Genomic DNA, 12,607 nt, shown 5'->3' with positions numbered 1-12,607 from the left:
ACCTGACCGCCTCATTGGGCGGGCAGGTGCTGAAGTGCTAAATTATTGAAGCCAACGAATTATAGCTTCACAATTTCACTCATATTTAAGTTCACCAAAAAGACCGACCATCAAGTCATCCTCAAGAATGTGAAACGGCAACTCAACATACTCGCTAGGATGTCGAGGTTTAGCTTTTCCATCATGAGGGGCATTTTTAGTATGTCCCTGAACTTTTTCTCCATTTTCTTTAATGTATGGGAAAACTACGATCCTTCCATGGTTTTTTGATATAATTGTCCCATCATGCCAAATGCTTTCACCATTTTTGATCGATTCATTGCTATTAGTAGTTTTTACTGTCCATCCAATATCACCATTTTCCTCGTACCAAAATACATATCCCCCTGCCATTAAAACTTTATGCCCATGAGAATATGCCTCTGCAAGCATTCTTTTTACACTCGCAAGTTGTAAAAGCTCATTTGCTCGTGGTAATAGTTTCAGTCTAATTTCAGACTTAACTTTCCCCCAGTGCTCACGGCCTGAAAAACCGAAAGACCTTGAAATCTTTTCTCTAAATGCTACTTGGGTGGTCCGTTCGTTGTAATAGAGATAACGCCCCCACTCACCTTTTTCATTTTTTCCAATAACCATCCTGTTTTCTTTCAAATGAGCAATTTCAATTAAGGGGTTAATTTTAATCTCTTTTAGCAATTCATCTTTTATGGAAATATCTGCTCGCCTATATGCATTAATTTTAATAATGACTTCACTATCTTTAGGTCGCGGCAACGAAGAAGTAATTCTTAACGCTTCATTAAACATTAGATCTTCTTCATTTTTGAGTCTCCCCCTAGACATTATTGCCTTTTCAGCCCTTAAAAAATATGAGTGCTTAATTTCTTGAGGAGCGTCTAGTTGGTTAATTGCATCTCGAATCACTTTATTTATTTTATCGGCTGCACTTAATGCTTCTTGATAAGTACTAAAAACTAACCCATAGTCAAATGGCTCAAAAAAATCCACCTTTTTTTTCCATCTAAAAGGCTCTTTATGTTCACTTATATACGTATGCAGAATCCAATCACTATTCAAATACCTCGGATATGGATGAACTGCAATCACTATACCATGGGGGTATTCATTATTACGCATATTCTAATCCCTCATCGTGATGCTTTGATTATCACTGATTTCAAGCTAAACCAGCTTCCCAGATACCCTATCAGGATATTTGTACCCCAGATCTTGCGGAAGCACAAACTACGAAAGGCTCATACATATTCGGCCTATTCCTCGTCAGTCAAGTTATGACATTAGCGCGCAATACTCTCCCCGCCAAGCCCGCTTCATGCGGATGTAGGGAGGTTACATGCCGCTACAGGCACATAAAGATCAGGAAAGTATTGAGCCGCTTCATAGCCCTCACCTGAAACACCGAAATGACTAATTTCCCTCATCCTCCTGACGGCCTTTTCTTGCACTTCACCTGACCGCCTCAGAGGCTCGCCACGCCCCCGAACAGCACCGCACCACCCACCGACACTCCCGTGAACCCGCGCAGCGCAGCGACGCGCTCAGGCCGCGAAATTAAATATCATTAAATAAATACTTTACCGCTGGCGCGCAGTGCTTTCCCCGCCTCGCCTGCCCGCTTCGTGGGTCGGTTTTCATGCAGGTGCATCCGGGGGCTCAGGCCGCGCCGGGACAGGGCTGCGAAGGAAGTGACGGGACGGGAAAGCGCATGCAAAACCATGCACCCTGTGGATGCATGGCTTAATTCGGGAAAAATAGCGGTATTTTCGGGGATTTTTTGCGGGGGCTACTTACTGGCCAGTTCCGTGCGCCGGCGGGCATAAATCAGGCTCTGTGCGGGGGTGTATTTTTCCTGATTATCCACCCGCGAAGCCGCGTCAGGCCTGAATCCGATGGCCGTTAAAATATCACTGTCTTCTGCCGCATAATGAATTTCTTCACCGGTACTCAGCCACACGGACAGGGCTTCGCGCAGGTAATGCGCCGAACGGTCGAGCGCATGACCGGTCAGGAGTGCGGGCTGCTGGCTGAGTCCCATCAGCTCCGGGGCAAGCGTGGCCGCCAGTTCAGCGCCGTGTGCCTGCATAAAGTCATTCAGCCGGTTGCGGATACTGATGCGCTGCACCGCTTCATGGGAGCGGATATAGCGTCCGGCGGCCTGATTTATCTCCCATTTTTTGACATCGATAATGTCGCGCAGTGTCTGCATTCTGCCCGGTATACGCTCATCCCCGGCCAGCACCTGTTCCTGATATTCCTGCTCTGCGGCCGCCAGTTCGGCTTTACGGTTCAGCCAGGCGGTTTCGTTCTTCTGACAGGCTTCAAAGGCCTGCTGTAGCGTGAGGGTGGTCATGGTCAGTTCTCCCCTGATTAATGGCGGTATGGCGAGCTGTAGCAGCCCTGCACTTTACGGGGTGCCGGGGGTGTGACCGGCTCCGCGACAGGCGGCGCTTTCTCCGCCGGAGGACGTATAACCTCGTCGATGGCTTCAGTGGTGCGGAACGTCGCGGAGCACTCAATATTGGTGCACTGGTGATAGCGCTGTTTGACGTTCTCCGACAGATAGCGGGAGGTGCGGGCATGCGCCGACTTTTTGCAGAACGGACAGTGCATCATGGCAGCAGCCCCCGCGCTTTCAGGTCAGCCTCGCGCTGACGGATTTTCTCCTGCCAGACTTTTAGCTGGCCAGGTGTGCTGGCGGCGTCGTGGTCCATGTGCGGAAGCGCGACGGCCGGGAAGCCGGTCAGGGAGAGCACCGGCTCATCCGCTGGCGTGACGGAGAAGTCGCTCACTTTCCTGGTCAGGAAGGTCACCACCTGATGCATGACCTCTTTCTCCGGCTCGATATACCCCTGATGGCCGATGGTGTTGGCGAGCGGATTTGCCATCACATCCGCTTTCAGCACCATCGCCCGCACCAGTGGCCCGAGGGTGTCGTTCAGCGCGCGGTCGAGCTCTTCCTTAGCGTATTCAGACAGTACGGCATGATGCGCCTGGCGGAATGCCTTTGCGGTGCTGTTGCAGGCGACTTTCAGCAGGTCACGTTCAAAGGCCAGCACTTCGGTCAGATTGTCACATTCCTGAGCCAGCTCACGGCGGGCCACGCGTTCGATATGGCCGCTTTTCAGCTCATCGGTCAGCATGGCACCCCCGGCACGGAAAGCGGCGCGCCAGGTGCGGGTATCGCTGCCGTTATCCTGCTCCAGCTCCGCTTTCTGCTCCTCCGCGCGGGTGATGGCCGTCAGGGTGTCCTCCATCAGGCGGGCCTGTTCAAGATGGGCCGCTCTGGCGGCGGCCAGTCGCTCCAGCGCCGGTTTCAGGTAATCAGGGATAAAGGTGGTGTCGGTCATGGCAGGTTTCCTCGTGATTTCAACATGAGGTGATTCTGCCGGGGCACACACAACAACACGACCTGTTGCGGTTGTGGCAGTGCTGGCACAAACAGGACGTCAACACCCGGCTTGCCAGAGAAAGGTCTCAGGAAAACCTGACTCTCCGTTTGTTTTTTTACTGTTAACTATTCACTACTGTTCACTTTAAATAAAAAAATAAGTAATACAGTAAGTTAAGTGGTGAACAGTTGAGGTCAGAAGTGTTCACCGACTGTTCACTACTGTTCACTTTTCTTTGTGACAGGACGGGAAGAAAAAAGGTTTATTAAATGTTTCTTCCTGTTAATTACCCCGTTATTCATTGATATTAATGATTTTACTTTCTCAGGATGGGCGAGGATGTACCATATTGCATTATATTGCCCTTTATTTACCATGTGGGTGTTTTTTGACCTGCGTTGTGTCAGTGACAGGCACATCCCGCCTTGTTGCAATGCCCCGTTTTATGCTGAAAATAGAGCGCTACCTGAAGCCGGACGGACACGACCGGCACTGTATGGACTTTATGAGGTAGCCCGATGCACACCGCTTTTTCTTCCCCGTCTTCTGCCCCTGTCGCGCCGCTGATGCCGGTCTCTGACGCCGTTCAGGAGCGTTTTATCCGCCTGCCCGAAGTGATGCACCTGTGCGGGCTGTCCCGCTCCACGATTTACGACCTCATCAGCCGCGAGGCTTTCCCGAAACAAATCTCCCTCGGCGGGAAAAACGTGGCGTGGGCGCAGTCGGAAATCACCGGGTGGATGGCTGACCGTATTGCCGAACGCAACCGGGGCTATGACGCATGATGATGTCCGTTCTGCAAAAAGCCCCTTTTTCTGGCTTGCTTCCCTTCGCCGTTTCCAGGTATAGTCTTATCGCTGTCGCAAAATCGGCAGCCGGGCGTGAGAACCCGAGTTACTTCAAGGCGACACCAGACGCGCCATGCGTCTTTTTTTGTGTCTATGCCTATGTGCACCTGTTGTTTACGCATCGGTTCTTAAGCCGTTGCTGTATCTGCGTAATGGTGGCTCAGGCGGGGCAGCCTTCGGGCTGGCCGGTTCCCTTGAAGGCCGGTTTCTCACCCCCGTCTGGGCTACCACCCGAGCGTGAGAACTCCGGTGGTGGCGATAACCGCTACTTCAAGGAGGTTGCCCCTATGGCTACGCCCCTCACCCCGTCACACCCGCAGTTTGTCTTTGTGTTTGCCGCCGTTCGTCGCGCAGACCGTCAGCCCCGTATCTGCATGCTCCGCGCCGTCGCCGGTGATGAACACGCCGCACGCCTTTCCCTCGTTCGCGATTACATCCTCTCGTTTGCCGGTCGTCTGCCGGTGGCGGAGGTGTGCTCATGAAACAGCCCGTTATCACCGTCAAAGACCTCGAATGCCTGGAGCACCTGCGTAACGTCGGCCAGTTCGTCGGCGAGCTGATGCAGGTGCAGGACTGCACCTCCCTGCGTCGTGACCCGACTCAGCAGTTACAGCTCACCTCCGTGATTTACCTCATGACGGCCCAGCTCGACGGCGTGGTCGAGCGCTGCAATCACCGCTGGTTCACCGGGGAGGGCAACGTATGAAAACGCCTCTGCCGCCTGTATTGCGTGCCGCCCTGTATCGCCGCGCCGTGGCCTGTGCCTGGCTGACCCTGTGCGAACGCCAGCACCGCTATCCTCACCTCACCCTCGACGCGCTGGAAAGCGCCATCGCCGCCGAGCTGGAGGGCTTCTACCTGCGCCAGCACGGAGAGGAAAAAGGCCGTCTGATTGCCTGTGCGCTGCTGGAAGATTTGATGGAGGCCGGGCCGCTGAAAGCCGCCCCGTCGCTGTCCTTCCTCGGGCTCGCCGTGATGGATGAGCTCTGTGCCCGCCATCTGACATCGCCTGTACTGCACTGAGGGAGAAAAAACCATGAAAATGAACGTAACGGACACCGTAAAACAGGCGTGCGGCCACTGGCCGCGCATTCTCCCGGCACTGGGAATGAAAGTGATAAAAAACCGCCATCAGGCCTGCCCGGTGTGTGGTGGCGCTGACCGTTTCCGCTTTGACGATAAAGAGGGGCGCGGCACATGGTTCTGTAACCAGTGCGGCGCCGGTGACGGCCTGAAACTGGTTGAGAAGGTGTTCGGCATATCGGCATCCGAGGCCGCCGGGAAGGTGGACGCCGTCACCGGCCACCTGCCACCGGTGGCCCCGGAGGTAATGGCGGCCGCAGAGGCCGGAACGGAGGCCGACCGCAAAGCGGCCATTGCGCTGGCCGTCAGACTGCTGGAGAAAACCCGCCCGGCCACCGGCAACGCCTACCTGACCCGCAAGGGCTTTGCCGGTCGTGAGTGTCTGACGCTGACCGCGTCGCACAAAACCGGCGGCGTGGCCTACCGCGCCGGTGATGTGGCGGTGCCGCTGTATGACGAAACCGGCGCGCTGGTTAACCTCCAGCTTATTAATGCTGAGGGGCTCAAGCGCACCCTGAAGGGCGGGCAGGTCAAAGGGGCATGCCATCTCATCGACGGGCAGAAACAGGCCGGAAAACGCCTGTGGATAGCGGAGGGTTATGCGACCGCGCTTACCGTGCATCACCTGACCGGAGAAACCGTCATGGTGGCGCTGTCGTCCGTGAACCTTCTTTCTCTGGCGAGCCTGGCCCGTCAGAAACACCCGGCCTGTCAGATCATCCTCGCCGCCGACCGTGACCTGAACGGCGACGGCCAGACAAAAGCCGCTGCGGCCGCAGCAGCCTGCGAGGGCGTTGTTGCCCTGCCGCCGGTGTTTGGTGACTGGAATGATGCGGTGATGCTCAGAGGCGAAGACGCCACGCGGAAAGCCATTTATGCCGCCATCCGGCCAGCGGCCCAAAGCCCGTTCGATACCATGAGCGAGGCGGAATTTACCGCCATGAGCGCCAGTGATAAGGCGATGCGGGTGCATGAGCATTACGGCGAAGCGCTGGCCGTGGATGCCAACGGCCAGCTTCTGTCCCGCTATGAAAGCGGCATCTGGAAGGTGATAACGCCGTCTGACTTTGCCCGCGACGTGGCCGGGCTATTCCAGCGCCTGCGCGCCCCGTTCTCATCGGGGAGAATTGCCTCGGTGGTGGAGACCCTGAAACTGATTATTCCGCAGCAGGAGGCACCGGCACGCCGTCTGATTGGTTTTCGCAACGGGGTGCTCGATACCAGCTCAGGTATATTCAGCCCGCACAGTAAATCGCACTGGCTGCGCACCCTGTGTGACGTGGATTTTACCCCGCCGGTGGAAGGCGAAACGCTGGAGACCCACGCGCCGAACTTCTGGCGCTGGCTCGACCGGGCGGCCAGTGGCAACCCGACAAAACGTAACGTGATTCTGGCCGCACTGTTTATGGTGCTGGCGAACCGCTACGACTGGCAGCTTTTTCTCGAAGTCACCGGCCCCGGTGGCAGCGGGAAAAGTATTCTCGCCGAAATTGCCACGATGCTGGCCGGAGAGGATAACGCCACGTCAGCCGATATCGACACGCTGGAAGACCCCCGTAAGCGCGCCTCCCTGATTGGCTTCTCGCTCATTCGTCTGCCTGACCAGGAGAAATGGAGCGGTGACGGTGCCGGACTCAAGGCCATCACCGGCGGCGATGCTGTGTCGGTCGACCCGAAATACCAGAACCCGTACTCGACGCATATTCCGGCGGTGATTCTGGCCGTGAACAATAACCCGATGCGCTTCACCGACCGCAGCGGCGGCGTGTCACGTCGCCGGGTAATCATCCACTTCCCGGAGCAGATAGCCCCGGAGGAGCGCGACCCGCAGCTCAGGGATAAAATCGCCCGCGAGCTGGCCGTGATTGTGCGCCAGCTGATGCAGCAGTTCAGCGACCCGATGAGTGCCCGCGCCCTGCTCCAGTCGCAGCAGAACTCCGACGAGGCGCTCAGCATCAAGCGCGACGCTGACCCGACGTTTGATTTTTGCGGCTATCTGGAGGCACTGCCGGAGCCAGACGGGATGTATATGGGGAACGCCAACATTATCCCGCGCCAGCCGCGCCTGTATCTGTATCACGCCTATCTGGTGTACATGGAGGCCCACGGCTACAGGAATGCACTCAGCCTGACCATGTTTGGCAAAGGGCTCTCTGCCATGCTGAAAGAGTACGGACTGAATTACGATAAACGCCGCACAAATCAGGGTATGCAGACCAATCTCGCCCTCAGGGAGGAAAGCAACGCCGACTGGCTGCCGAAGTGCGACGAACCCACCGCAACATAACCTACCCGGACCGGCATTGCCGGTCTTTTTTTGCCTGCTCACCGGCCAGAGTGAACAGTAAAGTGTTCACTGTTCACTGAGTATTCACCCGCTAACATCATGAAAATAAAAAACAAAAACACCGAGTGAACAGTATGAACAGTTTTTCCAGAAAAAACTTTTTACCTTCAAACGTTATCAGACTGCTCGGTGCCAGAAGCGGATCCGGCTAATTTATGTATTGCTAACTTGTGGGGAGTCAGTCGGAAATGTTTTACAATCTGACTTACAGCCACAAAGGTGGCCACTAAGTGTTCATAACGCCTCGCAGTGAGGATAGCAGTTGTTTGCAGAAATGAGCTCACTCTAGGCTGAAGATGCATAAGGATTAAAAATGAGTCAAAGAACTATAAACGCTCTCCTTTCTAGAGGCATAGATAGTGAGTTAGCAGAAAATCTTTCTGCTAAAGGGTTTACTCTGAAGTTCTTAAAACAAATGAACGCTGAAATGCTTTCACGAATTGGTTTATCTAAGCTTGATATAAAGCAGCTTCATTCGGGTGAACGACCTCCTATACCTGAAAGTACACTGATAAATTTACTTTGGCACAACCGCAGAACTTGTTGTGTTTGCCGTAAACAGCACAAGTCAATCATCGTTCACCATATAGAGGAATGGTCTGTTTCACGAGACCATTCTATAGAAAATTTGGCTGTACTTTGCTTAGATTGTCATGATCTAGCTCACACAAAAAAGTCTTTAAGTCAAAACCTGAATCCAAAAGAGCTTAGAGAATATAAGAAAAGGTGGGAGATGATTGTCAGAAAAAATGATATCCAGACTCTTTTCAATCTAAAAACCGCCCGAAGCTCTGCTCGTTGGGATTGGATAAATTGCCGTCGTGTTTTTGAGCTTTTTGAAAAGTTAGGTTTCACTATAGGTGACCTTGGTGAATTCAATAATCTAAAAGAAGACGGATTTATTGATGATCGAGGATTTATTACAAATGATTTGAAATGGAATATTGATAAGAGCAGAAGATTTTATTTCCTTGATTTTGGTGGCGCATTTCATATTGCAAGTTATCTCGGCTCAATCCTTGATATTGTGTTAAAAAACACTCCGGTTATCGACATAACACCAATACTCAATAAAAGGAATGACCTTAGAGCGCTCGTTGAAATGGGAAGTTTCATTTCAATACAAGCACCCTTCTACTTTTCGACTATCGAAGGTGGTCTTAATGATGTTGACGAGGTAAAAAAAGCATATTACCGAGGTTATAATTTAAGAGTGGAATTCACATTTCAACCTTGGTATTGCACGAGTTCTAGCGCGAAGTTCGGAGCTATGACTGGACGTCATGTTCAGACTGTGTTTGGATTTGTCCGCGACATCTCTACTTACGATGATGAACTTATAATCTCTCTCTCTTGTCTGGGCGCGGGAACAGGTTTCAAAAGGCATGAAAATAGAGTGAAATCAATCTTTGATATGTACTAATATTTATTTTATAGAGATGAAAAATAAATCTATACAATCACAGGGAAGTGGATTAATAACTCAACGGCATACTTTTAAACTACACATGCAGTGATGGTTGCAGTTGCATTAAAGAGCGAGCTTCCGTTCCTCACTCACAGCAGACTATAGCGCTTGTACCTATAACCTGTGGAGGTGAACAGTAAAGTGTTCACTGTTCACCAACTATTCACCACATAACCGCATGAATAATAAAGATAAAAATGCGTAGTGAACAGTGTGAACAGTTTTTCTAAAAAAAAGTTTTTTAGATAAGAACGGTCACTGGTGCTTTATCTATAGATAGCTTGTCAGTCAAACAAATGTGTATAAGCATATGTATAAAAAATAAATATATATTTATAAATTCAAATAAAAACAACAACATAAAAACAAAATATCACTCCTGTGATCTTCCGCCAAAATGCTCCCCCGTTAGTCACTTTCTCATTAAAAAATACGCGAAGAAAACTATCGTCCATAGGCGACCATCGATGGTTGCTGACATCCGCGCAAAAAATACACCATCATCTGCAACGCTCGCCAAACCCAGAACAGGATGTCGCGCATTGCCTTCGTTCCTGGTGATGAATCGTATTATTTGATGCGTTCTTCCTTCATTGCCGGTTATAGGATTCGTCTAGAGATTGCGTTGTTTTTTGATCAAACCGACCTTATCCAAAAAATTTAAAAGCGTAAAATGCTGTAAAAATATATCCCAACCATATAAATGAAAAGAATAAAGAAACTTATTAGCTCTGCACTTCATAATAGTAGTGCCAATGAAGCAGCCACCGCCTTAAAAATGGCGGCAGCAAATATGCAAAAACTCGGGATTAATCCTGCTGATTTGCTGCGTCTGAAAGTCGATGAAGACGAGGATCGGCATGCGGATAACACAGCAGAAGTTAACGGGCTGAAGCGTAAAATTAACGCTCTTGAAGACGATCTCCACCAGACTAAACGTGTTGCGATACAGTGCAAAAGAGAAGCCGATCTGAATGCGTTAAAACTCTCAAACTTACGCGATCAATACGCCATCGCGACTAACAATCTGAAGGCAGCAAATAAGAGCATAGAGGCTTTAGCGACGGTCCAGGTAGAAAGCCGGGAATTAGCCAGAGAAGTTCTTAACCTGAATGCAAAGGTGAAAGAACAACAAGCTAAATTAGAGAAAGCGGGCAATAGATTTTGGCTACAATCCATCATTACGCTTGCTCTCTTTCTGGCCATTGGCTCCATCTGCTACGACAATGGTAAACATTCTGGCGCTGCGCTGGTCAGAAATCAGCAACTGAGCCCCCAAACACCAACCCCGCCAAAACTCACTCCTGCAGACCCGACCAAAATAACACTGGATAATAAGGCGGTTTGCTATAGCGATTTCAGGACAGCTCAAGGCAAAGTATTGGCAAAAATTACCTATAACAATCATGAGTTGTCTTTCTATGCCAGAAAACTGAAAGATAAAGCATGGATAGATATTAGCCCGCAGGTGTTTAAAGACGAGCAAACAAGGCAAGTGCCATATGATGCGCAGGGCTTTATTGAAGTCAGCAAGAAAGATGCCGCGGAGATAAAATCAAAAGTTGAATGTACATTAGGTGCAATAAGCTGATATTGGAAAAGGGCATTCTCATACTGGTGAGAATCCCTGATTGCTGCGCATACTCATCGTCTTACCTTTCTCACATCGGTCTGCTCTTGATGTTAGCGTCTCACGGCTTCAAACATCAGGAGATGCCTGAGGTCGAATAAATTCTAATGAATGCATCAGGGCAGAGTGGTGCGATTTCCAAACGACTCAGTCATTCTGGCAGGAAGTTCAAAATCTATCCCCAAACCGATTTTCAGCTTTTCAATATAACTCTTATCGCCCAGGCCCCGTTTTTCCCTTCCCATCAGGGGTCTACCATTAATGGATTCCCACAGAAATCCCATTTAAAACCGGAGAGTATATGAAAGCGATTGCCATTACCCGCGCCGCTACCGCAGGCAGTAACGTCCCATTTTTAAGCGCCATCGAGCTGCCGGTTCCGGTTGCTGCAGGGCATGACCTGCTCATTGAAGTGAAGGCGATTTCCGTGAATCCGGTGGATACCAAAGTCCGCGCCGGATTTACCGGCGATACCCCGCGCGTGCTGGGCTGGGATGCGGTTGGCGTCGTAAAATCGGTTGGCGAGGCGGTCACGCTGTTCGCGCCGGGCGATGAAGTCTGGTATGCCGGTGCGCTGGGGCGCGCGGGAAGTAATAGCGAGTTTCAGCTCGTCGACGAACGGATCGTCGCCCTGAAGCCGCGCTCGCTGGATAACGCCTCTGCCGCCGCCCTGCCGCTGACCGCCATCACCGCATGGGAATTGTTGTTCGACCGTCTTGGCGTGCAGGAAGGCGGCAACGCCGGGGATGTGCTGCTGATTGTCGGCGCGGCGGGCGGCGTCGGCTCCATTCTCACGCAGCTGGCGCGCAAACTGACGCGTATGACGATCATCGGCACCGCTTCGCGCCCGGAAAGCCAAAAATGGGTACTTGATGCCGGAGCACACCATGTTATCGATCACAGCAAGCCGCTCAGCGAAGAACTGGCGCGGATTGGGGTAAACGCCGTGACGCACGTCGCCAGCCTCAACAGTACTGAACAACATTACGCGCAGCTGATTGCGGCCCTCGCCCCACAGGGCAAGCTGGCGTTGATTGACGATCCGGAAACCCTCGATGCCCGCCCGCTGAAGGCCAAAAGCATTTCGCTGCACTGGGAGTTTATGTTCACTCGTTCGATGTTTGAAACACCGGATATGCTGGCCCAGCATCAGCTGCTGACCCGGGTGGCGGCCCTGATTGACGATAAGACCATCAAAACGACCCTGGGCGAGCATTACGGTCCAATCAACGCCAGTAACCTGCAGAGAGCGCACACCCAGCTGGAAACCGGGCGCGCGGTCGGCAAAATCGTGCTGGAAGGGTTTTAAGATGACGAGCGACACGGTATCTGCCATTGCGGTTCTGAAAGCCAAACCGGGAAAAACGGCCGATCTGCGGCAGGCGCTGAAAGCGCTGTTACAGCCGACCCGTCAGGAAGCGGGTAATCTGGATTACGCCCTGTTTCAGCTGCGCGATGCGCCGGACACCTTCTACATGCGCGAGTCGTGGCGTGACCCGTCCGCGCTGGAGGCGCACATCGCCCTGCCGCACTTTCAGGCCTTTATCGCGCAAATGGACAGCCTGCTGGCTGAACCGCTGCGCCTGGATTATCTGACACCGGTTGAATAATCGCCTCAACGCTGCGGGTTCCCTGTCAGGCAGGGATCCCGCCTCTTTTACCCCCTTCCTTTTTTATCCCGTCTTTTTTACCCCGTCTCTTTTTCCCTTTTCTGTTTAACACTCTGAGCTAATCGCCCCACGCCCCGCGCTGGCCAGGCTACGCTTACCGTTGCCGCCAAAAAGCAGGTCATCCCCTCCGAATCATCCAGCACGTTCATTC

The 12,607-nt window shown here is 52.0% G+C and carries 13 protein-coding genes; 9 read left to right on the top strand and 4 right to left on the bottom strand.

Going from position 1 to position 12,607, the window contains the following annotated elements; all coding sequences use genetic code 11:
• Positions 1-75: 75 nt before the first annotated feature.
• The 4 genes from OQV00_RS00490 to OQV00_RS00475 form a co-directional block, all read right to left on the bottom strand.
• Entirely contained in the window at positions 76-1,137 is a 1,062-nt protein-coding gene (locus tag OQV00_RS00490; RefSeq protein ID WP_048979339.1) for a hypothetical protein, read from the bottom strand.
• Between the two features lie 667 nt (positions 1,138-1,804).
• Positions 1,805-2,371: a phage polarity suppression protein gene (locus OQV00_RS00485; RefSeq protein ID WP_266279674.1), complete on the bottom strand. Its 567-nt coding sequence runs from the start codon at positions 2,369-2,371 to the stop codon at positions 1,805-1,807.
• A 17-nt stretch (positions 2,372-2,388) separates the two neighbouring features.
• Positions 2,389-2,634: an ogr/Delta-like zinc finger family protein gene (locus tag OQV00_RS00480; RefSeq protein ID WP_004185270.1), complete on the bottom strand. Its 246-nt coding sequence runs from the start codon at positions 2,632-2,634 to the stop codon at positions 2,389-2,391.
• The gene (locus tag OQV00_RS00475) at positions 2,631-3,368 is read right to left on the bottom strand and encodes a glycoprotein 3 (RefSeq protein ID WP_266279671.1); all 738 of its coding nucleotides are present in this window, start codon (positions 3,366-3,368) and stop codon (positions 2,631-2,633) included. Before OQV00_RS00475 ends, OQV00_RS00480 begins: the two co-directional genes overlap by 4 nt.
• Before the next feature lie 560 nt (positions 3,369-3,928).
• On the opposite strand from OQV00_RS00475, the gene OQV00_RS00470 reads away from it, so the two are divergent.
• The 9 genes from OQV00_RS00470 (at position 3,929) to OQV00_RS00430 (ending at position 12,396) form a co-directional block, all read left to right on the top strand.
• Complete coding sequence (locus OQV00_RS00470; protein WP_023339334.1) at positions 3,929-4,195, top strand: helix-turn-helix transcriptional regulator; 267 nt, start codon at positions 3,929-3,931, stop codon at positions 4,193-4,195.
• Positions 4,192-4,740 (top strand): host cell division inhibitor Icd-like protein, encoded by a 549-nt coding sequence (locus tag OQV00_RS00465; RefSeq protein ID WP_266279669.1) that lies wholly within the window; start codon positions 4,192-4,194, stop codon positions 4,738-4,740. The genes OQV00_RS00470 and OQV00_RS00465 overlap by 4 nt, the downstream gene beginning before the upstream one ends.
• Positions 4,737-4,964 carry a hypothetical protein gene (locus OQV00_RS00460; RefSeq protein ID WP_064152985.1) on the top strand — a complete coding sequence of 76 codons (228 nt, stop codon included), beginning with the start codon at positions 4,737-4,739 and terminating at the stop codon, positions 4,962-4,964. Before OQV00_RS00465 ends, OQV00_RS00460 begins: the two co-directional genes overlap by 4 nt.
• Complete coding sequence (locus OQV00_RS00455; protein WP_014837515.1) at positions 4,961-5,281, top strand: DUF5375 domain-containing protein; 321 nt, start codon at positions 4,961-4,963, stop codon at positions 5,279-5,281. Before OQV00_RS00460 ends, OQV00_RS00455 begins: the two co-directional genes overlap by 4 nt.
• A 13-nt stretch (positions 5,282-5,294) precedes the next feature.
• Positions 5,295-7,628, top strand: a complete 2,334-nt coding sequence (locus OQV00_RS00450) for a primase-helicase zinc-binding domain-containing protein (protein WP_266279666.1) — start codon at positions 5,295-5,297, stop codon at positions 7,626-7,628.
• Positions 7,629-8,001: 373 nt separating this feature from the next.
• On the top strand, positions 8,002-9,111 hold the full coding sequence (locus OQV00_RS00445; protein ID WP_023339338.1) for an HNH endonuclease: 1,110 nt from the start codon (positions 8,002-8,004) through the stop codon (positions 9,109-9,111).
• A gap of 748 nt (positions 9,112-9,859) precedes the next feature.
• Entirely contained in the window at positions 9,860-10,747 is an 888-nt protein-coding gene (locus OQV00_RS00440; RefSeq protein ID WP_227499890.1) for a hypothetical protein, read from the top strand.
• Positions 10,748-11,087: 340 nt separating this feature from the next.
• Complete coding sequence (locus tag OQV00_RS00435) at positions 11,088-12,095, top strand: zinc-binding alcohol dehydrogenase family protein (protein ID WP_015585507.1); 1,008 nt, start codon at positions 11,088-11,090, stop codon at positions 12,093-12,095.
• Between the two features lies 1 nt (position 12,096).
• The gene (locus tag OQV00_RS00430) at positions 12,097-12,396 is read left to right on the top strand and encodes a putative quinol monooxygenase (protein ID WP_004869015.1); all 300 of its coding nucleotides are present in this window, start codon (positions 12,097-12,099) and stop codon (positions 12,394-12,396) included.
• Positions 12,397-12,607 lie beyond the last annotated feature (211 nt).

It is taken from the genome of Klebsiella sp. DY2415 (assembly GCF_026314315.1).
GTDB lineage: Bacteria > Pseudomonadota > Gammaproteobacteria > Enterobacterales > Enterobacteriaceae > Klebsiella > Klebsiella ornithinolytica.
This window is presented reverse-complemented; position numbering and strand designations above follow the sequence as displayed.

Excerpts from the sequence above, each read along its gene's own strand:
- OQV00_RS00490 (WP_048979339.1), bottom strand. The coding sequence starts at position 1,137 with ATGCGTAATAATGAATACCCCCATGGTATAGTGATTGCAGTTCATCCA.
- OQV00_RS00485 (WP_266279674.1), bottom strand. The coding sequence starts at position 2,371 with ATGACCACCCTCACGCTACAGCAGGCCTTTGAAGCCTGTCAGAAGAAC.
- OQV00_RS00480 (WP_004185270.1), bottom strand. The coding sequence starts at position 2,634 with ATGATGCACTGTCCGTTCTGCAAAAAGTCGGCGCATGCCCGCACCTCC.
- OQV00_RS00475 (WP_266279671.1), bottom strand. The coding sequence starts at position 3,368 with ATGACCGACACCACCTTTATCCCTGATTACCTGAAACCGGCGCTGGAG.
- OQV00_RS00470 (WP_023339334.1), top strand. The coding sequence starts at position 3,929 with ATGCACACCGCTTTTTCTTCCCCGTCTTCTGCCCCTGTCGCGCCGCTG.
- OQV00_RS00465 (WP_266279669.1), top strand. The coding sequence starts at position 4,192 with ATGATGATGTCCGTTCTGCAAAAAGCCCCTTTTTCTGGCTTGCTTCCC.
- OQV00_RS00460 (WP_064152985.1), top strand. The coding sequence starts at position 4,737 with ATGAAACAGCCCGTTATCACCGTCAAAGACCTCGAATGCCTGGAGCAC.
- OQV00_RS00455 (WP_014837515.1), top strand. The coding sequence starts at position 4,961 with ATGAAAACGCCTCTGCCGCCTGTATTGCGTGCCGCCCTGTATCGCCGC.
- OQV00_RS00450 (WP_266279666.1), top strand. The coding sequence starts at position 5,295 with ATGAAAATGAACGTAACGGACACCGTAAAACAGGCGTGCGGCCACTGG.
- OQV00_RS00445 (WP_023339338.1), top strand. The coding sequence starts at position 8,002 with ATGAGTCAAAGAACTATAAACGCTCTCCTTTCTAGAGGCATAGATAGT.
- OQV00_RS00440 (WP_227499890.1), top strand. The coding sequence starts at position 9,860 with ATGAAAAGAATAAAGAAACTTATTAGCTCTGCACTTCATAATAGTAGT.
- OQV00_RS00435 (WP_015585507.1), top strand. The coding sequence starts at position 11,088 with ATGAAAGCGATTGCCATTACCCGCGCCGCTACCGCAGGCAGTAACGTC.
- OQV00_RS00430 (WP_004869015.1), top strand. The coding sequence starts at position 12,097 with ATGACGAGCGACACGGTATCTGCCATTGCGGTTCTGAAAGCCAAACCG.